This is a genomic window from Bradyrhizobium genosp. P (assembly GCF_049949265.1).
Lineage (GTDB): Bacteria > Pseudomonadota > Alphaproteobacteria > Rhizobiales > Xanthobacteraceae > Bradyrhizobium.
On the sequence record NZ_CP188195.1, the window covers coordinates 5860065 to 5882159 of the forward strand.

The 22095-nt window shown below is 62.8% G+C and carries 19 protein-coding genes; 10 read left to right on the plus strand and 9 right to left on the minus strand.

Annotated features, from left to right (window positions below):
* Position 1 precedes the first annotated feature (1 nt).
* On the plus strand, positions 2 to 142 hold the full coding sequence (locus ACP2YO_RS28445) for a hypothetical protein (RefSeq protein WP_426434461.1): 141 nt from the start codon (positions 2 to 4) through the stop codon (positions 140 to 142).
* A 181-nt stretch (positions 143 to 323) separates the two neighbouring features.
* Here ACP2YO_RS28445 and ACP2YO_RS28450 read toward each other — a convergent pair whose 3' ends face one another.
* Entirely contained in the window at positions 324 to 542 is a 219-nt protein-coding gene (locus tag ACP2YO_RS28450) for a hypothetical protein (RefSeq protein ID WP_426434462.1), read from the minus strand.
* Positions 543 to 911: 369 nt separating this feature from the next.
* Here ACP2YO_RS28450 and ACP2YO_RS28455 point away from each other — a divergent pair, with 369 nt between their 5' ends.
* Together ACP2YO_RS28455 and ACP2YO_RS28460 are read left to right on the plus strand one after the other, a co-directional pair.
* Positions 912 to 1553, plus strand: coding sequence for a DUF1007 family protein (locus ACP2YO_RS28455; protein WP_426434463.1), 642 nt, complete (start codon positions 912 to 914; stop codon positions 1551 to 1553).
* Positions 1550 to 2680 carry a nickel/cobalt transporter gene (locus ACP2YO_RS28460; protein ID WP_426434464.1) on the plus strand — a complete coding sequence of 377 codons (1131 nt, stop codon included), beginning with the start codon at positions 1550 to 1552 and terminating at the stop codon, positions 2678 to 2680. The genes ACP2YO_RS28455 and ACP2YO_RS28460 overlap by 4 nt, the downstream gene beginning before the upstream one ends.
* 222 nt (positions 2681 to 2902) lie before the next feature.
* Here the strand turns inward: ACP2YO_RS28460 and ACP2YO_RS28465 are convergent, their stop codons facing one another.
* Together ACP2YO_RS28465 and ACP2YO_RS28470 are read right to left on the minus strand one after the other, a co-directional pair.
* Positions 2903 to 4663 carry an adenylate/guanylate cyclase domain-containing protein gene (locus tag ACP2YO_RS28465; protein WP_426434465.1) on the minus strand — a complete coding sequence of 587 codons (1761 nt, stop codon included), beginning with the start codon at positions 4661 to 4663 and terminating at the stop codon, positions 2903 to 2905.
* A gap of 190 nt (positions 4664 to 4853) precedes the next feature.
* On the minus strand, positions 4854 to 6185 hold the full coding sequence (locus ACP2YO_RS28470) for a sensor histidine kinase (RefSeq protein ID WP_426434466.1): 1332 nt from the start codon (positions 6183 to 6185) through the stop codon (positions 4854 to 4856).
* 274 nt (positions 6186 to 6459) lie between these two features.
* On the opposite strand from ACP2YO_RS28470, the gene ACP2YO_RS28475 reads away from it, so the two are divergent.
* Positions 6460 to 6690, plus strand: a complete 231-nt coding sequence (locus ACP2YO_RS28475; protein WP_426434467.1) for a hypothetical protein — start codon at positions 6460 to 6462, stop codon at positions 6688 to 6690.
* 17 nt (positions 6691 to 6707) lie between these two features.
* On the opposite strand, the gene ACP2YO_RS28480 is transcribed toward ACP2YO_RS28475, so the two are convergent.
* Complete coding sequence (locus ACP2YO_RS28480) at positions 6708 to 7382, minus strand: response regulator transcription factor (RefSeq protein WP_426434468.1); 675 nt, start codon at positions 7380 to 7382, stop codon at positions 6708 to 6710.
* 402 nt (positions 7383 to 7784) lie between these two features.
* Here ACP2YO_RS28480 and ACP2YO_RS28485 point away from each other — a divergent pair, with 402 nt between their 5' ends.
* From ACP2YO_RS28485 to ACP2YO_RS28500, 4 genes are read left to right on the plus strand one after another with little or no spacing between them, the layout of a single operon-like run.
* Positions 7785 to 8972 carry an efflux RND transporter periplasmic adaptor subunit gene (locus ACP2YO_RS28485; RefSeq protein ID WP_426434469.1) on the plus strand — a complete coding sequence of 396 codons (1188 nt, stop codon included), beginning with the start codon at positions 7785 to 7787 and terminating at the stop codon, positions 8970 to 8972.
* A 55-nt stretch (positions 8973 to 9027) separates the two neighbouring features.
* Positions 9028 to 12276 carry an efflux RND transporter permease subunit gene (locus ACP2YO_RS28490; protein WP_426434470.1) on the plus strand — a complete coding sequence of 1083 codons (3249 nt, stop codon included), beginning with the start codon at positions 9028 to 9030 and terminating at the stop codon, positions 12274 to 12276.
* 14 nt (positions 12277 to 12290) lie between these two features.
* Positions 12291 to 13874 (plus strand): efflux transporter outer membrane subunit, encoded by a 1584-nt coding sequence (locus ACP2YO_RS28495; protein ID WP_426434471.1) that lies wholly within the window; start codon positions 12291 to 12293, stop codon positions 13872 to 13874.
* 41 nt (positions 13875 to 13915) lie between these two features.
* Entirely contained in the window at positions 13916 to 14116 is a 201-nt protein-coding gene (locus ACP2YO_RS28500; protein ID WP_426434472.1) for a hypothetical protein, read from the plus strand.
* A gap of 194 nt (positions 14117 to 14310) precedes the next feature.
* Here the strand turns inward: ACP2YO_RS28500 and ACP2YO_RS28505 are convergent, their stop codons facing one another.
* From ACP2YO_RS28505 to ACP2YO_RS28525, 5 genes are all read right to left on the minus strand, one after another.
* Positions 14311 to 15399: a TRAP transporter substrate-binding protein gene (locus ACP2YO_RS28505; protein ID WP_426434473.1), complete on the minus strand. Its 1089-nt coding sequence runs from the start codon at positions 15397 to 15399 to the stop codon at positions 14311 to 14313.
* A 308-nt stretch (positions 15400 to 15707) separates the two neighbouring features.
* Entirely contained in the window at positions 15708 to 16796 is a 1089-nt protein-coding gene (locus ACP2YO_RS28510; RefSeq protein ID WP_426434474.1) for a TRAP transporter substrate-binding protein, read from the minus strand.
* 300 nt (positions 16797 to 17096) lie between these two features.
* On the minus strand, positions 17097 to 17348 hold the full coding sequence (locus ACP2YO_RS28515) for a hypothetical protein (protein WP_426434475.1): 252 nt from the start codon (positions 17346 to 17348) through the stop codon (positions 17097 to 17099).
* A 198-nt stretch (positions 17349 to 17546) separates the two neighbouring features.
* A complete protein-coding gene (locus ACP2YO_RS28520; protein ID WP_426434476.1) occupies positions 17547 to 18683 on the minus strand; it encodes an Mrp/NBP35 family ATP-binding protein in 1137 nt (378 codons plus the stop codon).
* A 57-nt stretch (positions 18684 to 18740) separates the two neighbouring features.
* On the minus strand, positions 18741 to 19178 hold the full coding sequence (locus tag ACP2YO_RS28525) for a VOC family protein (RefSeq protein ID WP_426434477.1): 438 nt from the start codon (positions 19176 to 19178) through the stop codon (positions 18741 to 18743).
* Positions 19179 to 19380: 202 nt separating this feature from the next.
* Here ACP2YO_RS28525 and ACP2YO_RS28530 point away from each other — a divergent pair, with 202 nt between their 5' ends.
* Together ACP2YO_RS28530 and ACP2YO_RS28535 are read left to right on the plus strand one after the other, a co-directional pair.
* Complete coding sequence (locus tag ACP2YO_RS28530) at positions 19381 to 20253, plus strand: NAD(P)-dependent oxidoreductase (RefSeq protein ID WP_426434478.1); 873 nt, start codon at positions 19381 to 19383, stop codon at positions 20251 to 20253.
* Positions 20254 to 20416: 163 nt separating this feature from the next.
* Positions 20417 to 22012: a sensor histidine kinase gene (locus tag ACP2YO_RS28535; RefSeq protein WP_426434479.1), complete on the plus strand. Its 1596-nt coding sequence runs from the start codon at positions 20417 to 20419 to the stop codon at positions 22010 to 22012.
* The last annotated feature ends 83 nt before the right edge of the window (positions 22013 to 22095 follow it).

Genomic DNA, 22095 nt, shown 5'->3' on the forward strand with positions numbered 1-22095 from the left:
GATGGGCAAGATCGTGGGATTTGTTTCGAAATCCGAACGCGAGCGGATTCGCCTGGTTCGCGAAGCCCGGGCGATATATGACAGCATCTTTCCACCGAGCGACGCGATCGATGAGCGCCCGGTGAGCAAACCGCAAGGCTGACGCAGCCGGACGGGACCGGGCTGTTCCACCGAAAAGACACATCCGGCGCATGACGCGGCGCTCTTAGCCCCTCGATCGCCATATTCTCCGCGTCCATTGCACGCGTTCGGCCGATGGCGATGGTTTCGAGCGTCCGGACGTCAGAAGGGAGACGGCTCTGGCAAGCGCAAGGATGATGGTGTCACGGGCCTTCGCCCGGCGATGCGGAGCCTGTCTCGCGCTGGCGGCGCTGATGCTGCAGCTCGCGCTGTCGTTTGCTCACGTCCACAAGCATGATCTCGGCGTCGATCTCGGCGTCTCCGCCGGTGTTTCCCCGGATGTCGCGAGAGTGGAGCACGCTCGCTCGCAATGGCAGACCGTCGAGCGGAATCCATCGGGGCTGGCCGATGACGAAGACCATTGCACGATCTGCTTCTCGAGCTTCCTGCTGGGGAATTCGTCGATACCGGATGCATCGGCAAGGCCACCTTTGCCCGAATGGGGTAGCCTCGATCGTTCGCCCACCTCCGTTTCGGATATCGTATTTCAGCCGCGCCGTGCGGCATTCCTGTCCCGCGCACCCCCTGCCGGTTGACACCTGCTATCGATGTCCCGCGCGCCGCAGGACATCGCGAGGATGTCCACGACGTCGTCTGCTCATTGCTGATCGCCGGCCAGGACCAGATGCCGCCGGTTCAGCGCAGGCCTCTTCGGTTCTAGCGCATCCGAAATCGCTGCGCCTGCCTCTTGCGGGCGTTTACTCCGGTTTCCATTGATCCGGCAAATGGTCATGCCAAAACACATTTGGTGCTACTTCTGCGCAATGCTCCTGCTGGCTGTGTCCGTCCAGCGCGCGGAGGCGCATCCCCATGTCTGGGTCACGTTCCATAGCGAAGTGCTCTACGCCGCCGACGGCACCATGACGGGCGTCCGTCACGCCTGGACCTTCGACGACATGTTCTCCGCCTATGCGCTTCAGGGCATCCATCACGCCAAAAAGGGACAGTATACGCGGGAGGAACTGGCCTCGCTCGCCCAGACCAACGTGGATTCCCTGAAAGAGTACGCCTACTTCACCTATGCCCGCGGCGACGGCAAGAAGCTCAAATTCGCCGGTCCGGTCGACTATTGGCTCGAATACAAGGACGCCACCCTCACCCTGCACTTCACCTTGCCTCTGAAAACAGCCGCCTCGGCCAAGGCCATGCAGATCGAGGTCTATGATCCCACGATCTTCGTGGATTTCGAATTCGCCAAGGACAAGCCGGTTTCCTTGAGCGGCGCGCCGCAATGTGTGGCGACCTATGATCTTCCCCACCAGCCGACCGCATCCGAGCAGTCGAAGCTCAGCGAGCTAGACATCGTGCCGCTTGATGCTTCCAGCACTTACGGAGAGATGTTCGCCAACAAGATCCAGGTGAAGTGCCCATGACGATATTGCGCAAGGTTTCCCTGACTGCGCTGGCGGTGATCCTGATTGGTTGCGCGAGCGGTATCGTGTCGGCATGGGCCGGGCCGTTCGGCGCGCCTCATGCGATAACAACGTCCTCATCGGGGCTGATGGGCTGGATCTTTGCCGAACAGGCCGCCTTCTATCGTTCGCTGTCGGGCTTCATCCGCGCCTCCAAGGAGAACGGGGCTGCGATGTGGGAGCTGTTCGGCGTCTCGTTTGTCTACGGCATCTTCCATGCCGTAGGTCCCGGGCACGGCAAGGCCGTGATCTCGTCCTATCTCGTCGCCAACGAAGAAACCTGGCGCCGTGGCGTCGTCTTGTCGTTTGCATCCGCGGGCATCCAGGCGGTCGTGGCCATCATCATCGTGGCCATCGCGGCCGTGCTGCTTGGCGCAACAGCCAAGGCGATCGGACTGACCGTCCATCTGGTCGAGATTTTGAGCTATGCTCTGGTCATCCTGATCGGCTTGCGGCTTCTCTTTGTCAAAGGCCGCGGCCTCCTGATCGCCGGCAGCGAGCTCAGTTGGCGCGAAGCACCAAGGCTCGCTTTCGCAACGGTTCCAGCTGTCGCGACCTTGCGCGCGAAAGGCCTTCAGCTGCCGGAGCGGCGGCTCGGTGCGATGGCCATGCGCGGCGGGCAATGCCATGTCGATGGCTGCACCGCGCACGCGCACAGCTTTCATTGCCATGACGTTTATGAGCACCATGAATCGGCCTGGGGCCACGCCCATGGACCCGAGCCGGCCGCGCTCGCCGGCGCCGGCGGCTGGCGTCGGGGGCTCACCGCGGTCGTCGCAGTGGGTTTGAGGCCCTGCTCCGGCGCAATCATCGTCCTGATCTTCGCGCTCGCCCAGGACCTGCTCTGGACCGGGGTGGGCGCAACGCTGATCATGGGATTGGGCACGGCCGTGACGGTCGCGGCAATCGCCACGCTGGCGGTCAGCGCACGCAACTTCGCAAGTCGCATCGCCGGAACGCGCGCGGGGCTCGGCATGTTCGCGATGCGCACGATCGAGGTCGGCGCCGCAGCGCTCATCGTCGCATTTGGTGTCCTGCTGCTGGCGGGTTACATGGCCAGCGAGCAGCTCTGGATGTTCACCGGATAGACGTCGCGTCCAAATCGGGTCCACCCTGAAAGCTGACCTCCCACGAGGCCGCGATCCGGCTCCGCCTTGGCAAGGTGGAAGCTTACGGTGAACTGCGCGCCACCCTCGGGCGGGTTCTCGGCCGCGCCACGCTCCGTCCCGCAGTTCGGGTCATCTTGCGCGCTGGCGTACCGCAGGATGTCGGTTCCAGGCCAACTTAGGACGTCATCACCGGCGGGACAATCAGCCCGGCACGCCCGCTTCCCGAAGGGCCGCGATCATTTGATTGCGCATCTCCAATGAGCGGGCGGGAAACGCCTCGCCCGCGTCGGCCGCTCGAAAGTCGGGCTGCAACTTCAGCAGCCGCGCGGCCGCCTGTTGGGCCTCCGTCGGCCATCCGGCAGCAATCGCGTTCACGATGTAGGCGACGAGCGTATGAGCGCTCACGACGACCTGGATCGATTTCGTCGCGGACAGGCAACCGTCTTCGTATCGACGAAGGCTGAAGAATGCGAACGAACTTCCGTTCCAGGCAGATACACGCAATGGGTCAAGTGGACTTAGCCGGATCATCCGGTCGAAGCTCTCGATCGAGCTGTCCGCCTCACCGCACATCATGGTGACCCATCCGCGACTATACCAGGCGACCGCGAGATTCGGATTGAGTGCGACGGCCTCCTCGACCATGGACGCACCGCGGTCATATTCGCGGCCAAGATAGGTCAGCACATGACCCGATCTGGCCAATGTAAAGGCGTCATCGTTTCCCACCCTCGAGGCCATATTCGCCATCCGAATGGCTTCAGCGCGCCTTTCGGCAGTCAAAGGCAGGCCGCTGATCCCTTGTTCGAACATCAAGGTCGACGCAGCCATCGCGTAAGCGGGTCCGTATTCGGGATCCTGTTCATAGGCCTTGCTGAAAAGCGCGCGGGCCTCGGCAAAGCTACCCTTGGTCGTGAGCGCCATGCCCCGCAGGAAGTGATCGTAGCTATCGAGGTTGTCGGTCGGTTTCTGCCTTGCCCGCTCGATCTCGGCTTGCTCGAGTTTCGGAGCAATCAAACCCACGACGCTGCTGGTAACCCGATCTTGCAGGTCGAACACGTCCTCGAGCGCACCGTCGAATTTGTCCGCCCATAAATGCCTGTCCGTCGCAGCCTCGATCAGTTGCCCGGTGATGCGAACGCGATTGCCCGATTTTCTGACGCTTCCCTCAAGCACGTAGCGTACGCCGAGTTCGCGACCGACTTGCCTGATGTCGACCGACTTGCCCTTGTAAGTGAAGCTCGAATTGCGAGCGATCACGAACAAGGACTTGAATCGCGACAGCGCGGTGATGATGTCCTCCACCATGCCGTCGGCGAAATATTCCTGCTCGGGATCGCCGCTCATATTCTGGAACGGCAGCACGGCGATCGAGGGCTTGTCGGGGAGTTGCAACGGCTTTTTGGCTTCGCCGGAAGAAACTGCCGCCGCCGAAATCTTCGTCATCTCACCCGGCCGTACTGCGTAGATGCGAATGGGTCGTGCGATATTCTTGACTTGCTGCTCGCCGCGATCCTCGAAAGCCGCCTTGATCTTGCCGTCGACTTCGCTGTGGATTTTCCCCGATATCAGTATTCCTCCGGGATCACAGAGAGCCTCGAGCCGCGCGGCTATGTTGACGCCTTCGCCATAGACGTCGCCGCTATCTTCCACGATCACATCGCCGAGGTTGAGACCGATGCGAATCCTGAGCGGACCCGGATCATTGCTCAGATCGCTCTGGATGGCGATTGCGCACCGTAGAGCCGCGATTGGGCTGGCAAATTCAACCAGGAAGCCGTCGCCGGTGGTCTTGATCAACCGTCCCTGGTGTTCGGACAGACGAGGCTCTATCAGCTCGCGCCGCAACCGCCCAACACGGGCATAGGTGCCCTCCTCGTCGCGTTCCATCTGCGACGAAAAGCCGACGACATCAGCGGCCAGAATGGCCGCCAGTCTCCGTTGGACCTGCTCGTTGACCAACTGGCTCCCTTTCCAGGAAATTCCCCGACATCAAACCATGCCGATGGCTATCGGGCTAGGTCGAATGTCTCAGTTGGGTCTAAATCCGAAGACCTCGGGTTGAGCACACCCGATCTGCTGTGCTCTCGGCAGCGCTCCCCGTCCGGCCATTTATGAATCCACGCCTTCGTCCGCGCGCCGCGGCTCTCCTTCACGAAACCGCAGCCGTCTCCGCTTCTGCGAGGTGGAAGCTGAGCGTGAATTGCGCGCCGCCCTCCGGCAGATTCTCCACCGCGATCGTCGCGGCGTGGTCGTCCACCACGCCCTGCACGATCGAAAGTCCGAGGCCGGCGCCGTCGGTGCGGCGGCGGTCGCCGCGCCAGAAACGCTGGAAGATCAGGCCCTGCTCGCCCGGCGAAATGCCCGGCCCGCAGTCGCGCACCCGCACCGAGCCGTCGTCGCGCACCTCGACGTCGACGGAGGTATCGTCCGCGGTGTACTTGATGGCATTCTCCGCCAGATTGAAGATCGCCCGCTGCAGCATTTCCGCATTGCCCTTGACCTGCACGGGGCCGTCGGCGCCGCGTAGCGCGATGTCCTTCTGCTGGGCCAACGCATAGGGCGCGATCGAGCCGACCACCTCGGCGCAGACCGCGCGCAGATCCGCGGTCTCGCCGGGATCGAGCACCAGCGTGTCGAGCTCGGCGATCTCGAGCAGCTGGTTGACGATGCGGCCCATGCTCTCGATGTCGGCATGGAGCTCCTTGGTGCCCTTGCCCGCCTCCAGCGTCTCGATCCGCGTTCGCAGGATCGTCAGCGGCGTGCGCAGTTGATGCGCCGCGTCGGCCGTGAACTGGCGCTGCACGTGAAAGCCCTCCTCGAGCCGGTCGAAGGCCTGGTTGACCGCCGTCACCAACGGCAGGATCTCGCTCGGAATCCGCTCCGTCGGCAGCCGGATGCCGGTCCGTTCCGGTCCGATATTCCTGGCCTCCTCGGAGGCCTGCAGCAGCGGAATCACGGCGCGACGGAAGATCACGATGTCGGCGGCGAGCAGGATCAGCAGGATCGGGATCGTGATCCACCCGACCCGCCGGAAGAAATTGCTGACGATGTCGTCGATGATGACGTCGCGATGCGACAGGTCTTCGGCGACATGGATGCGCACCGTCTGGCCGCCGACGTCTTCGGTGACGCTTGAGCCGGAAATCGTGCCGGATACGGCCTGCTTCCGAGGCCCGTCACGGTGCGACGAAAATAGCACATGGCCGTCGGCATCGAAGACGTCGTACCGATAGCGGCCATAGGCGTCGGAATAGAGGCCCTTCAGACTCTCGGGAAGGTTCAGAACCACCTTGCCGTCGGGACCGACCGAAAGGCTCTCGCCGAGCACACCGGCCTGGTCGCGCATCGCATCGCGATGCAACTGGTTGATCTCCGAATTCAGCAGCCATAGCAGGATTAGCGGCAGGAACACCGCAGCGACCGCGACCGCGACGATATGCAGGAACACGATCCGCGACGTCAGCGACTTGAAGCGGAACACGCTATTTCTCCTATCCAATCGCGTTGTATACCAACATCGCGCACTCGTTCCATCGAATTCCGGCTCGCAAGCATGGCTTGTAAGCTGGTCGTCAGGTTCTCGTCGTACGATCCTGCGGGCTTGCGCATGGACAGACCGGCTCACAGCAACGTTGTTGCTCGGTTTCGGTCCGTTCGAGCAGAGCAGCAATGCCCGCCTCGTGGGAATTCGTTGGCGCCATTCTTATCTGCGTAGGACCACAGGAAACCCGTTCAACATCGTCCGTTGCACGCCTATGAGCATCAACGCCGCTCGCTGGATCGCCTTCATTTCCGCATGCATCGCGAGCGTGCTTGCGTTGCAAGTTGCGCTGGCTCTTGGCCTCTTTGCATGGAATGGAGAGCCGAATGCGATCGTGGATCTTGCCACCCAGTCGCGGGAGGCCGGCGTTGCGGCGATTGCCGGAACCGTGTCGGTCATCGCGCAAATCGTCGTCAAGGCGTCCCGATCAGACAAGCATAATTAGTTCTGATCCAGATCTGATCATTTCTCCTCGGCCATCAGGTAGCCAACGCCGCGGATGGTATGGATCATGATCTTGGCATTGTGCTCGGCGAGCAGTTTACGCAGCCGCGACACGTAAACCTCGACAGCATTCGAGGCGACTTCGCCTGCCAGCCCGAAAATGTGGTCCTCGACGTTCTTCTTCGGCACCACCCGCCCCTGCCGCCGCAGCAGGATCTCCAGCACCGACGTCTCGCGGGCGGAAAAGACCCGCGGCATGCCGTCGATGAAGACCTGACGGCTTTCGGTATCGTAGACCAGATTGGCGAGGTTGAGCGAGGAGCCTAGCAACTGGCCGGGACGGCGCAGGATCGCCTCCAGCCGCGCCACGAGTTCTTCCAGCGCGAACGGCTTTGCCAGATAGTCGTCGGCACCGCTGCGCAGGCCGCTGACCCGATCCCGCAGTCCGTTGCGTGCGGTCAGCACCATCACGGGCAACGGGTCCATCTTGCGGCGGAGCTCCGACAGCACCGACAGGCCGTCGCCGTCGGGCAGACCGAGATCGAGGATCATGGCAGCGTAGCCGACGCTGCTTAGCGCGTCGCGGGCCTCGGCAACGCTGTGCACGACATCGGCGGTGTATCCCGCCGCCATCAATCCGTTCGCGATGAGGCGCGACAATTCGACGTTATCCTCGACGATCAGAAGGCGCATCGTAACAGTCCTGTCACCGGCGGAGCCGGCCCCTGTTCGCACACTTGAGTGCCATAGGCCAGCGACGTGAAAATTCGCCGATAGATCGCATTTGGGCATCGCGCGGAGCAAACGACGCGCATTTCGGCAGATCGTATCGTACGCCCAGCGCACGCTATGTTTTTGTTATGCCCAGCTCCGCCGCACCCACAAAAAATAGATGAAAGCGCCCGTGCCGCAACCGAAATTCGTTCGCGCCCGCGCCGTTGTACAAGGCAATGTAAGGTTGGCGTAAGCTGGTCCTGATAACACGTGCCCGGCCTCACTGAGACCGATGTCCTCACCGCACGATGCGGCAAGGTCTCCCGGTCCTCGCGCGGCCTCTCCAGATCTCGGCGAATCGGGCAGGCGATGTCGTTTCGAATGAAATATACAGGTTACGTGGCGATCCCGGTGCTGGCTGCGATCCTTGCAGGTGCATGGCTGCTGACGCGCAGCGATGGCCTCGAGAGCGCCAAGGCGACCGAGACCAAGACGATTCAGGACGTCAACCTCGAAGAGCAATATGTCGAGCTGACCGACAAGCAGGCTGCCACCATGAAAGTCTTGGCCGCAGAGCAGCGGTCCTTCAGAACGCTGAAGAATGCGGTCGGCTCGATCGACTTCAACCAGAACATGCTGGTGCAGGCCTTTACCCCGAATCCGGGCAAGATCGTCGACACGTTCTTCAATATCGGCGACGAGGTGAAGAAGGGCGACCCGCTGTTCACCATCGACAGCCCCGACCTGCTGAACGCGGAGTCGGCGCTGCTCGCCGCGGCCGGCGTGCTCGAGTTGCAGACTAGGACCCTAGCCCGCGTCAAGCAGCTGCTCAAGACCGGCGGCGGCGCGCAGAAGGACGTCGATCAGTCCACCTCGGATCAGCAGACCGCCGAAGGCAACTTCAAGGCCGCGCGCGACGCCGTCCGGATCTTCGGCAAGACCGACGTCGACATTGATCGCATCGTCGCCGACCGCAAGGTCGATTCCATCCTGATCGTCCCCAGCACGATCTCGGGCCGGATCATCGCGCGCAACGCCGCGCCGGGTCTCTTCGTGCAACCCGGCAACGCGCCGGCGCCCTACTCACTCGCGGACATCTCGACAATGTGGATGATTGCCAACGTGATCGAGACTGACGCGCCCTCCTACAAGATCGGCCAACCGGTCGAGGTGCAGGTGCCCGCCTATCCGAACGAGGTGTTTCGCGGACGGGTGACGACACTCGGACTCAACATCGACCCGAATTCGCATCGGCTGCTGGTGCGTTCGGTGATCGATGATCCCCAGCACAAGCTGCGTGCCGGCATGCTGGCGAGTTTCACCATCGAAACCCAGCCGCCGAAGACGTCGGTCAGTGTCCCGACCGACGCCATCGTGCGCGAGGGCGACGGAACGATGACGGTGTGGGTCACGACCGATAGCCGCCGGTTCAACCGGCGCTCGGTGAAGATCGGAATGGAGCAGGACGGCTGGCGCCAGATCCTCGATGGCCTTAACCCTGGTGATAAGGTCGCCTCCACCGGCGCGATCTTCCTCAGCAACAAATTCGCCAACGCCGCCTCGGGATAAACACGGCTTGCGACACTAGCCGTGCCCTTCACCGTTCAAGACCAAGTGCAGTCCATTGATCAAGAGCATCCTTCAGTTCGGTCTGACCCGAAGCGCCGTCATCGTGCTCGGACTCGCCGTGTTTTGCGCCGCCGGCTTCGCTGCGTTCAGCAAGCTGAACATCGAGGCTTATCCGAATCCGGCGCCCGTGATCCTCGAGATCACGGCGCAGGCCGCCGGCCTCTCCGCCGAGGAGATGGAGAAATACTACACGATCCCGATGGAAGTCGGCCTTTACCCGACGCCCGGCGTCATCAACATCCGCTCGACCTCGTTCTACGGCCTATCCTTCGTGCGGGTCACCTTCAAATACGGCGTCGACTATTATTTCGGGCTCACGCAGGCGACCAACAGCCTCACCCAGAACGTCCAGCTGCCCGGCAATCAAGTCCCGCAAATCCAGCAGTCGAGCCTGGTCGGTGAGATCTACCGCTACCAGCTCGTCGGTCCGCCGAATTTCGGTCTGACCAATCTCAGGACGTTGCAGGACTACGTCGTCACCCGCCGGCTGATGACGATACCGGGCGTGGTGCAGATCAACTCCTGGGGCGGCACCACCAAACAATTCAACGTCGACGCCGACCTCGACAAACTCGAGGCCTACAACATCACCGTGCCGCAACTGATCAGCGCGCTCGGCAACGCCAACGTCAATGTCGGCGGTCGCGAGATTGCGATCGGCCAGCAATCCGTCAACATCCGCGGCATCGGCCTGATCAATTCCGGCGGCGAAGACGACGTCACCAAGGGCTACAAGGTCCAGGACATCGAGAACATAGTCCTGACCCAGTCGAACGGATTGCCGATCCAGATCAAGGACGTCGCCAAGGTCTCGGTCGGCTATGTGCCGCGGCTCGGCATCGCCGGAAAGGACAAGGATGACGACGTGGCCGCGGCGATCGTGGTCATGGGACGAACGCAGCACACCAACGACATCGTCCCCAAGGTCGAGGAGGAGGTCGCGAAGATGAACAGCGACGGCACCCTTCCTGCCGGTGTCAAGATCGTCCCCTATTACGATCGCACCTCGCTGGTCAGCGTGACCACCCATACGGTGCTGCACAATCTGGTGTTCGGCTGCGTTCTGGTGTTCGTGATCCAATGGGTCTTCCTGGGCGATCTGCGCAGCGCGCTGATCGTCAGCGCCAACATCCCGTTCGCGCTGTTCTTCGCCATCATCATCCTGGTGCTGCAGGGCGAGGACGCCAATTTGCTGTCGCTCGGCGCGGTCGATTTCGGCATCATCGTCGATTCCGCCGTCATCATGATGGAGAACATCTTCCGCAACTTCCAATCCGCGCCCGAGAACCGACTGCGCGTACTGCAACAGCTTGCTGCCGGTTATTGGGGAAGCGATCCGACCGGGACCGCGAATGGCCAGGCCGCGCCGGGCTGGACCGAACGGCTGCGCATGATTTTCGTCAGCGCATTGCAGGTCGACAAGGCGGTGTTCTTCACTGCCGCTATTACGGTCACCGCCTTCGTACCGCTGTTCACCATGCAGGGCGTCGAAGGCCAGATCTTCGGACCGATGGCGCGAACCTATGGCTATGCGCTCGCCGGCGCGCTGCTGGCGACCTTCACGGTGACGCCGGTGCTGGCATCGTTGCTGCTGCCGAAGCACATCGAGGAAACTGAAACCATCATCGTGCGCGCGCTGCGCCGGTCCTACACCCCGGTGCTGCGCTGGTCGCTGGGGCACGTGAAGATCGCGGTGCTGGCCGGCATCGTCTTCCTTGGCATCAGCACGCTGGCGGCGAGCCGGCTCGGCAGCGAGTTCCTTCCCGCGCTCGAGGAAGGCAATTTCTGGATCCGCGCCTCGATGCCGCCGACCATGTCGCTCGACGCCGGCACCGAGTCGACCCGGAAGATGCGCGAGATCCTGTTGCGTCACCCCGAGATCATCACGGTAGTGTCGCAGCACGGCCGTCCCGACAATGGCAGCGACGCCTCGCCATTTTCGAATGTCGAGCTGTTCGCGCCGATCAAGCCGTTCGACGAATGGCCGCCGGGCCTGACCAAGGAAAAACTCACCGAGGAACTGCAGAAGGAATTCGACGACGAAATGCCCGGCGTCACCTTCAATTTCTCGCAGTATATTCAGGACAATGTCGAGGAGGCGTTGTCCGGCGTCAAGGGCGCGAACTCGATCAAGATCATCGGCCCCAATCTCGACGTGCTCGAGCAGCTCGCGACCAAGGTTTCGCTGGAGATGGCCAAGATTCGCGGCGTCGCCGACCTTGGCACCTTCCACGTGGTCGGGCAGCCCAACCTCAACATCCGCGTCAACCGGGAGAAGGCCGCGCGTTACGGCCTCAACACCGGCGACGTCACCACCGTGGTGCAGGCGGCGCTTGGCGGCACCAGCGCGACGACGGTGCTGGAGGCCGACCGGCAGTTCGGCGTGGTGGTTCGGCTCGATCCGAAGTTCCGCCAGAGCATCGACACCGTGCGCGACATCAAGGTCGCCTATTCGACGCCATCGGGCGCCAACGCCTACATTCCGTTGAGCGAGCTCGCCGACATCTCGCTCGATACCGGCGCGTCGTTCATCTATCGCGAGCGCAGCCAGCGCTACATCCCGATCAAGTTCAGCGTGCGCGGCCGCGATCTCGGCAGCACGGTGACGGAAGCGCAGGCGAAGATCGCCGAGGCGGTGCCATTGCCCACCGGCTACCGGATGATCTGGTCAGGCGAGTTCGACAATCTCGAATCCGCCAAGGCGCGACTGATGATCGTCGTGCCGGTAACGCTGCTGTTGATCTTCGTGCTGCTCTACAGCCTGTTCAATTCGCTGCGCGACAGTCTGCTGGCGCTGGCCGGCATTCCCTTCGCCGTCGGCGGCGGCCTGATCGCGCTGTACCTCGCCGGGCTCGATTTCTCGATCTCGGCCGCGATCGGCTTCATCTCGCTGTTCGGCGTCGCGGTGATGGACGGCATCCTGAACATCACCTATTTCCGCGAGCTGCGGGCCTCGGGCCTCAGCATCGCGGAGGCGGTATTCAACGGCGCCGAGCAGCGCATGCGTCCGATGTTGATGACGGCATTGTCCGCCGGTGTTGGCCTGTTCCCGGCCGCGCTGTCGCACGGTATCGGCAGTCAGGTGCAGCGGCCGCTTGCCACCGTCGTGGTCGGCGGCATGTTCATCGGACCGCTGCTGCTATTGATTGTCGCACCGGCGCTGCGCAAGATATTCCTGTCGCGCGAGCCTGCCGCCTCTCCCGAAGAGGCGCCCGCCACGGCGCCATCAGAAACAGCGCATTGAGAGGCGCCCCGCAAATGCACGCCTTCAGCGCAAAATTCTCTCACCATGCGGCCGCCGCCGCGATGCGCGGGCTGGCCACCGGCGTCGGCGCGCTGATGCTCGCAAGCTGCGCCGTCGGCCCCAATTTCTCATCGCCGCCCGCCCCCGATGTCGCAGGCTACACGCCGGAGAAGTTGCAGCCGCATGGTTCCGATCCGACCGGCCCGCGCGTGGCGGGACAGCGCTTCGTCAACGGCGCCGACATCCCGACGCGCTGGTGGGCGGCCTTCCGGTCCACGTCGCTCGACGAGCTGATCAAGATGTCGGTCGAGCACAACCCTACCCTGCAGTCGGCCGAGGCCTCGATCAGAATCGCGCAATACAACGCGTTGGCCCAGCGGGGGCTTTTCTTCCCGCAGATCGGCGCAGACTACGCGCCCTCCCAGCAGCAAATTTCCGGTGCCTCGGGTTCGGGCCCGGGTGGACAGTTTCCGTCGGTATTTTCCCTCCATACCGCGCAATTGAACGTCAGTTTCGTTCCGGATATTTGGGGCCAGAATGTTCGCGCCGTCGAAAGTCTTGACGCAATATCCGAGCAGCAACTGTTCCAGCTGGAAGCAGCCTATCTCACGCTGACTGCCAACGTCGTCACCGCGGCGATCCAGGAAGCATCACTTCGCGGTCAGATTGCTGCGATCCAGCGCGTTGTGAAGATTGAACGCGGTATTCTGGAGATCGTGAAGAATCAGTTCAATGCAGGCAGCGCCGCCCAGGTCGACGTGCTGGGGCAGGAGGCCGCGCTGGCCCAGTCCGAACAGCTCCTGCCGCCGCTCGAAAAGCAGCTCGCCGTTCAGCGTGACCTCCTCACCTCGCTTGCCGGGCAGTTCTCCGCGGACGAAATCCTGCAAAAGTTCACGCTCAACAGGCTGACACTACCCGCAAATCTGCCGGTGAGCCTGCCAAGCAAGATGATACGCCAGCGTCCGGACGTCAGGGCCGCGGAGGCGCTGCTGCACTCGGCGAACGCACTGGTCGGGGTGTCGATCGCGGCGCGACTGCCCAACGTTACGATTACCGGAAATGCTGGAGCCGCTGCCTTCAGCCTGGCCGAGCTGTTCACGCCAGGCACCAGCTTCTATGTCATCGGGGCAAGTATGACCCAGCCGCTCTTCGATGGCCTGACGCTTTACCACAAGCAAAAGGCCGCAGAGGCCGGTGTGGACCAGGCCGACGCACTCTATCGGCAGGCTGTCATCACGGCGATACAGAACGTCGCCGACGCTTTACGCAGTTTGCAGGCCGACGCACGTGCCTTGCAAGCTGCGGTCAAGGCCGAGCTCGCCGCGAAGGCAAGTCTCGACATCATTCAGAAGCAGCTCGCTCTCGGGCAAGTCAATCAGGTGGTCGTGCTCAACGCCCAGCAAGTATATCTGACGGCTGCGGTCGTCCGCGTTCAGGCCCAGGCGACGCGCCTCTCGGACACCGCGGCCCTGTTCATGGCGCTCGGCGGCGGCTGGCCGACAAACTGCGCGTCCGACGACTGGCGCAAATGTGCCTTGGAGGACGTGCCTGACACCTCCGTGCAGCAGATCAGCGAAGCCGGGAAAGTCGCCCGCTAACAAGCGCCGTACGTGGTTATTCAACTGCAGGAGCCCCGCAAATGAAAAACACACTCACAATCGCGGCTATTCTCTTGGCGATCTGGACGGGATCCGCGGCCGCACAAAGCGCAGTCGGCGGTCCGAAAAAGCAAAGCAATCTCGGCGGGCCCAACGTCCAGAAAAATCCGGTGGTTCGAACTACTCCGGGTGGAGCAGCAACTCTCCCACCATCACCGCCAAAGCAAGCGAAAAAGAAATAGCGGTACCTTTCCTCAATCGAGTTGGACCTCCTGATTCACCATGAGGCCCGAACGACCGGTAGCTTCGCAAGCGTGACGATAGGACGACGATGAAACACACAACGCTTCTGTTTCTCATCGCTGCAGCCTTGCCCCTGATGGTGTCGGAAGTCTGCGCGGCGCCTGTTCATGCCGCTCACGACGGAAAGGCGCGATCAGCTCTGCGCGTGGCGCGCCATGAAATTGTCGTAGCCGACTTCGGCGACCTGGAACCACTGGTAGCCGGTGCTGGAATAGGCCGTCAGTGAGTCCAGAACCTTCTTGAAGTTGGCATTGCCGGCCGCAACCTCGGCGTGGAGCTCCCTTGCCGCCTTGAGGCTCGCCTCCATGATCGGCGGTGAGAAGCCGTGCAGCTTGGCGCCGCCGGCGAGCAGCTTCTTCAATGCGGTCGGATTCACCGTGTCGTATTTCGCCATCATCCAGTTGTTGGCGAGATGTCCGGCCTGCTCGAGAACGCTCTGATAGTATTTCGGCAGCGCATTCCATTTGTCGAGGTTGATCATCGCCAGCAGCATCGGGCCGCCTTCCCACCAGCCGGGATAATAGTAATGCGGCGCGACCTTGTAGAGGCCGAGCTTCTCGTCGTCATAGGGACCGACCCACTCCGCCGCATCGATGGTGCCCTTCTCGAGTGCCGGATAGATGTCGCCGCCGGCGAGCTGCTGCGGCACGCAGCCAAGCTTCTGCATCACGCGTCCGGCAAAGCCGCCGATACGGAATTTGAGGCCGTTCAGATCGTCGACGGTGTTGATCTCCTTGCGGAACCAGCCGCCCATCTGGCAGCCGGTGTTGCCGGCCAGCAGCGAGGTGACGTTATAGCCTTTGTAGAACTCGTTGAGCAGCTCCTTGCCGCCGCCGAACATGTACCAGGCCTGGTTGAGGCGCGAGTTCGGCCCGAACGGCACCGACGAGCCGAACGTGAAGGTCGGGTCCTTGCCGAAATAGTAATAGGACGCGGTGTGCCCCATCTCGACCGTGCCGTTCTGCACGGCGTCGAGCACCTGCAGGCCGGGCACGATTTCGCCGGCGGCGAAGGTCTGGATCTGGAATTTGTTGTCGGTTGCTTCGCCGACCACCTTGGCCATGATCTCGGCGCCGCCATGCAACGTATCGAGCGATTTCGGCCAGCTCGTGGTCATGCGCCATTTGAGCTCGGGCATCGACTGCGCGATCGCGGGCGCCGCAACCGTGGCCGCACCTGCAACGCCTAAACCCGTGACCTTGATGAAATCTCTTCGCTTCATAAGAGCCCTCCCCTTTTTGGTTGTGTCGTCAGGACGCCGACTGTTTCGTCAACGCGCCCACTTTGTCTTGTTTTGGCCGTCATGATCGATGACCGATCAGGCGCCGCCTCCGTGCCGAGGCTTGGGTCCGAGCATGGAACATCCGTCACCTGAGCGCCAGACGCAAAAAGCCCGGCCTTCTCGCGAAGGCCGGGCTACTTAAGTCGAACCTTGGAAGGCTTCGGTTCTGATTACATCAGAACCGATTCTTGTTTTGACGCGTTTCTTCACGCGAACCCGGATCCACTTCGCTCGAAAACGCTATGGCTCTACCCGCGGGTGCGCGAGCGGATCATGAAGCTGTCGAAGGTGTATTCGGCGACCTGCCACCACAGATACTGGTCGGACCGGTAGGCCTGCATGGCGTCGATCGACTTCTTGAAGTCGGCGTTCTTCGCCGAGATCTCGGACCACAGCTCGTTGGTCGCCTTGAGGCAGGCCTCGAGCACTTCGTTGGTGAACGGACGAAGCTGCGTGCCGCCGGCGACGAGGCGCTTCAGGGCCGAGGGGTTCTGCATGTCGTAACGCGCCGCCATCCAGGTGTTGGCGTTGGCCATCCCGTTGGCCAGGATCGCCTGGTAGTTCTTTGGCAGCGCATTCCACTTTTCGAGGTTGCAGAAAGCGTGCACCATCGGGCCGCCTTCCCAGAAGCCCGGATAGTAGTAGTACTTCGCGACTTTCTGGAAGCCGAGCTTCTCGTCGTCATACGGACCGACCCATTCGGCAGCATCGATGGTGCCCTTTTCGAGCGCCGGATAGATGTCGCCGCCGGCGAGCTGCTGCGGCACCACGCCGACCTTCTGCAGCACCTGGCCGGCAATGCCGCCGATGCGGAATTTAAGGCCGGACATGTCGGCAACCGTCTTGATCTCCTTACGGAACCAGCCGCCCATCTGGGTGCCGGTGTTCCCGCAGGGGAAGCCGATCACGCCGAACTTCTTGAAGAACTCGTTGCCGAGCTCCATGCCACCCCCCTGGTACCACCAGGAATTCTGCATGCGCGCGTTGAGACCGAACGGTACCGAGGCGTAGATCGCAAACGTCGGATCCTTGCCGACATAGTAGTAGGACACGGTGTGGCACAGCTCGACGGTGCCGTTCGAGGTCGCGTCCAGCGCCTGCAGGCCGGGTACGATTTCGCCGGCCGCGAACACCTGGATCTGGAACTTGTTGTCGGTCATTTCGGCGACGTATTTCGCGAGCTGGTCGCCGGCGCCATAGATGGTGTCAAGCGACTTCGGGAAGCTCGAGGTCATGCGCCACTTGATTTCAGGCGAGGACTGCGCGATCGCCGGCGAGGCAACGGCCGTCGCGGCAGCACCGGCAGCAGAAACTTTCAGAAAATCACGACGCTTCATCGTAAGGCATCTCCTTGAGGGACGTTTCCCGGTGTCCGCAAGCGTTTCCTCCCGCAGCACGGCTGCCGGGGCGCTCTCGCTGGGGCCATTTAACACGGAAGTTGCTGCTCGGAAACGCGACAATGGCATGACCGCGCCGATTAAACGAAAGTCTGATGAGGCCGCAATTGCGCGGGAAAAACCCGTTCAGGCCGCGGCGATAACGCCCTCGCGCTGCTCGTCGAACCCGGCACCGATCGCGCGGTAAATCGCCGCGTGCAGACCGTCCGGCTCACTCGCGAGCACCGGATGAGCCACCAATCAGCGCCGCGTCGCCGCCCTCGCCTTCTTGGCTTTGGTGGCCAAATGTCGCCCGCGCCGGATCCAGCTCTGCGCTGTGGTGAAGCTGATGCCGAACATCTTTGCGACCGTCGCCGCGGCTTCACCCAGCGAGTTGGATTTCTTCGCAACGTTGAACGCCGTACGAGAGGCCTCCTCGCGCTTGTCCCGCGTGAGGTGCTTGCGCTCTTTCTCTTTCTTGACTTCCCGCTTTGCTTCGCGTGCCGCTGCCATGTTGATCGTCGCCTCACGGCCCTTCCGGAATCTCGACCTCACCCGGGACTCACGGAGTGGCCTGATTCCGCGATGTCCCGACAAACATACAGGCTGGAAGCGATCCGGCAATCGTTCCTGGCGACAGTTTCTGTGCAGAAAGGCCGCTTTGGCGCCTGATCCCCGGAGCCTGTCGGCCTGCCACGATAACAGGCAGCCTCAGCCCGCGGCGATGACGCCCTCGAGCTGCTCGCGGACCTTGGCGCCGATCGCGCGGTAGATCGCCGCGTGCGGGCCGTCCGGCTCGCTTTCGACCACCGGATTTCCGGAATCCGAGGTGGCGCGGATCGCCATGTGCAAGGGGACCTCTCCGAGGAACGGCACCCCGAGCCGCTCGGCCTCGTGGCGGGCGCCGCCGTGGCCGAAAATGTCCGAGCGCGTGCCGCAATGCGGGCACTGGAAGTAGCTCATGTTCTCGACGATGCCGAGCACGGGCACGTTGACCTTCTTGAACATCGCCAATCCCCGCCGTGCGTCGATCAGCGAGAGGTCCTGCGGCGTCGAGACGATGACGGCGCCCTTTAGCGGGACGTTCTGTGCCAGCGTGAGCTGGGCGTCGCCGGTGCCGGGCGGCATGTCGACGACCAGCACGTCGAGCGTGCCCCAGGCGACGTCGCGCAGCATCTGCGTGATCGCCGACATCACCATCGGCCCGCGCCAGATCATCGCGGTGTCCTCCTCGACCAGGAAGCCGATCGACATGATCGACAGGCCGAAGCGGTTGAGCGGAATCATCTTCTTGTCGTCGCCGAGCTGCGGCTTGTCGCGAATGCCGGTCAGCCGCGGCACCGACGGCCCGTAGATATCGGCATCGAGCAGCCCGACGCGCAGGCCGAGATCGCGCAAGCCGAGTGCGAGGTTGAGCGCGGTGGTCGACTTGCCGACCCCGCCCTTGCCGGAGGCGACCGCGATGATCGCGGAGATCCCGGGGATCTCGGCCTGCCGCGCCATCGGCGAAGCGGCGCCGGCCGGCTGCGGGTGGCGGTGGGCCGATGCCGGCTGCACGCCTCCGGCCGGACGCGGCGGCGGCGCGGCCGCAGCACCGCCCGCCCTGCGTTCGGCAGTCAGCGCGATCATCGCGACGCTGACGCCGGGGATTGCACGCACGGCCGTTTCGGCCTGCGCACGCACGCTTTCCCAGGCGCGAGCTTCCGCAGCGTCGACATTGATCGAGAAGAACACCTTGCCGTCGGTGACCGTGATCGCCGACAGCACATTGGCGTTGGTTAGGGCTGTGCCGCGCGGCGACATCACCTTGGCGAGGCACTCGAGGACCTGTTGCTGCGTCACGCTCACCGCGCATCTCCTGGAAAGTTCAAGAGACGACCCATTAGAGCGTTGCGGCGCAAAAGGCTACCTCGCTCCGACGTCATCCCGGCGCTCGGACGGGGCCGCGCCGCCCACTTCCTTGGCAGCCTCGTAGTTCAGCTCGATCATGACCCCGTTGGGGTCGTCGACGAAGATCTGCCAGAGATCGCCGCCGGGAACCTGGCGCGAGTCGAATGCCATGCCCTTGGACTCCAGGCGCGTCTTCATTCCGGCAAAGCCCTGGCTGGCGAAGGCGACATGATGGACAACGCCGGAATCCGGCTTTTGCGCCTCGTCGGTCTTCGAAATATCGACCAGATGCACCACCGCCTTGCCCTCGCTGTACATCCACGCCCCGGGAAAGGCGAAGTTCGGCCGGGCGCCCTTTTCGAGGCCCAGAACGTCCTCATAGAACCGGACCGTATCGGCGAGATTCCGGGTCCGGATATTGAAATGATCGAGCACACCCACGCTCACGCCCATGCGATACACTCCCTTTTTTGTGAAGTTCTTTTGGTGGCCTGATCCTACCACAAAACCGCCTGATACCACCCAACGAAGCCGTTGCCCTCGGCTGCGCAGGGGGTATGGTGCGGCTCCCCTGATGGAAGGTATGCCCGGCCGCCCGGCCCTGCCGGCGTGGCTTTGAGGGGCGATTACCAAGACAGATAACAAGGTAACAGACATGGCTAAAGTCGCTTTTCTCGGTCTCGGCGTGATGGGTTTCCCGATGGCGGGACACCTCGTGAAAAAAGGCGGCCATGAGGTCACCGTGTACAACCGGACCGCGGCAAAGGCGAAGGAATGGGCCGACAAGTTCGGCGGCAAGACCGCGGCGACGCCGAAGGCGGCGGCCGAAGGTCAGGATTTCGTGATGTGCTGCGTCGGCAACGACCACGACCTGCGCGCGGTTACGATCGGCCCCGACGGCGCGTTCGCCGGCATGAAGAAGGGCGCGACCTTCGTCGACCACACCACCGCTTCCGCCGAGGTCGCCCGCGAGCTTGACGCCGCCGCCACCAAGGCAGGCTTCAAATTCGTCGACGCCCCGGTGTCCGGCGGCCAGGCCGGTGCCGAGAACGGCGCGCTGACGGTGATGTGCGGCGGTGCCGAAGACGCCTATGCCGGTGCCGAGCCGATCATCACCGGCGCCTATGCGCGGATGTGCAAATTGCTCGGACCGGCAGGTGCCGGCCAACTGACCAAGATGGTCAACCAGATCTGCATCGCCGGCCTGGTTCAGGGCCTGTCGGAGGGCATCCACTTCGCCAAGAAGAGTGGCCTCGACGTCGCCGCCGTGATCGAAACCATCTCCAAGGGTGCCGCGCAGTCCTGGCAGATGGAGAATCGCTACAAGACCATGAACGAGGGCAAGTACGATTTCGGCTTCGCGGTCGAGTGGATGCGCAAGGACCTCTCGATTGCGCTCGCGGAAGCCCGCCGCAACGGCGCCACCCTGCCCGCCACCGCCCTTGTGGACCAGTTCTATGCCGAGGTCGAGAAGATGGGCGGCAAGCGCTGGGACACGTCGAGTCTGCTGGCCCGGCTGCAGCGCTAGTTATCTCCCTCGCCCTGCTCTTGCGGGGCGAGGTACTTGAAAGGTTAATTTAACCTCGCGTTAAGGGCTTTCTTTAGCTCTTTAAGGCATCGCTTAAGGATTTGAGAGCACAGATAGACAATGCAAAAGCTCGCGCGGTTCGCGAGCGGGGTTTGTGTTGTTTATGAGTGATTCCGCTGAAAAGCCTGAAGTTGTAGTGCTTCCGGCAGGACCTCAGCTGGCCGCGCCGGTGAAGAGCCGGCGCGCAGCCCAGCAGCGCGTGCGCGAGGCGCGGGATCGGTTAACGTCAACCAGCGGAACCCGCCCCGCCTTCGACGCCGAGCTGCTCCGGCAATACGCCCAGACCCGGATGTCGGCGTCCTATGTCGTCATGCTGCTGGTGGTTGCAACCGGCCTCCTGTTTGGCCTGTGGATGCAGCCGACCATCGCGGCGGCCTGGACCGTCGGCATGCTCTGCGTCCATGCCGCCATCATCCGCGCCTGCTCCCGTTTCCTGGCCGAGCAGCCCTCGCTCGCGGCGACCCGCAAATGGCGGACACGCTTCGTGCTGCTCGATCTGCTCTACGGCCTGTGCTGGACCGCGATCCTGATCCATCCCGCCGGCCGCGACCTCGCCTCCAACACGCTGATGATGTTCCTGATGCTGCTGGTGATCGCGGTGTCCAGCATGCTGGCCGCGAGCCTGCCGATCGCAGCACTTGCGGCGACCGTCCCGGTGACGGTGGCGATCGCGCTCGATCTCTCGCTGAACGGCGGGTTCGATAATTATGTGCTGGCGCTGCTTGCGTTGGCCGCCGAAGGCTATTTCGCCCTGCTCGCCCACCGCCTGCATTCGACTACGTTGGCGACGCTGGAGGCCCGCGCGGAAAAGGATGCGCTGATCGGCGAGCTGGAACAGGCCAAGGCGATCTCGGACGAAGCGCGGCACCGCGCCGAATCCGCCAACGTCGCCAAGTCGCGCTTCCTCGCCCAGATGAGCCACGAGCTGCGGACGCCGCTAAACGCAATCCTCGGCTTCTCCGAGGTGATGAAGAGCGAAATCTTCGGCGCGCATGCGGTGCCGGTGTACAAGGAATACTCCGCCGACGTCCATAATTCCGGCGTGCACCTGCTCAATCTGATCAACGAGATCCTCGATTTGTCCCGGATCGAGGCTGGCCGCTACGAACTGAACGAGGAGGCTGTCGCGCTGGTGCATGTCGTCGCCGACTGCCACCATCTGTTGAAGCTGCGCGCCTCCAGCCGGGGCATCACCATCCACGAGGTGTTTGAGCACGGCATGCCGCGGATCTGGGGCGACGAGCGCGCCGTCCGCCAGGTCGTGCTCAACCTGCTTTCCAACTCGATCAAGTTCACCCCGCAGGGCGGCGAGATCTGGCTCAAGGTCGGTTGGACCGCGTCCGGCGGGCAATATCTGAGCGTCAAGGACACCGGAAGCGGCATCGCCGAGGACGAGATCCCGATCGTGCTGGCCTCGTTCGGGCAAGGTTCCAACTCGATCAAGTCGGCGGAACAGGGCGCCGGGCTCGGGCTGCCGATCGCCAAGAGCCTGATCGACATGCATGGCGGCACCTTCACGCTGAAGTCGAAACTGCGCATCGGCACCGAGGTGATCGTCACCTTCCCGCCGGAGCGAGTGATGAGCGCACTGGCGCCGATGGTGGAGGAAGCGCCGCCGGTGCAGCCGGAGTCCACGGCGGGTGCCGACCGCAAGAGCGTTCGCCGCAAATCGATCATGAGTGCCGGCACCGGATTGTAGGTTAAAGCATGATCCGGAAAAGTGTGAAGCGGTTTTCCGAAGAGACCATGCTCAAACGAGACGCTAAAGCGCCCAATCTCATT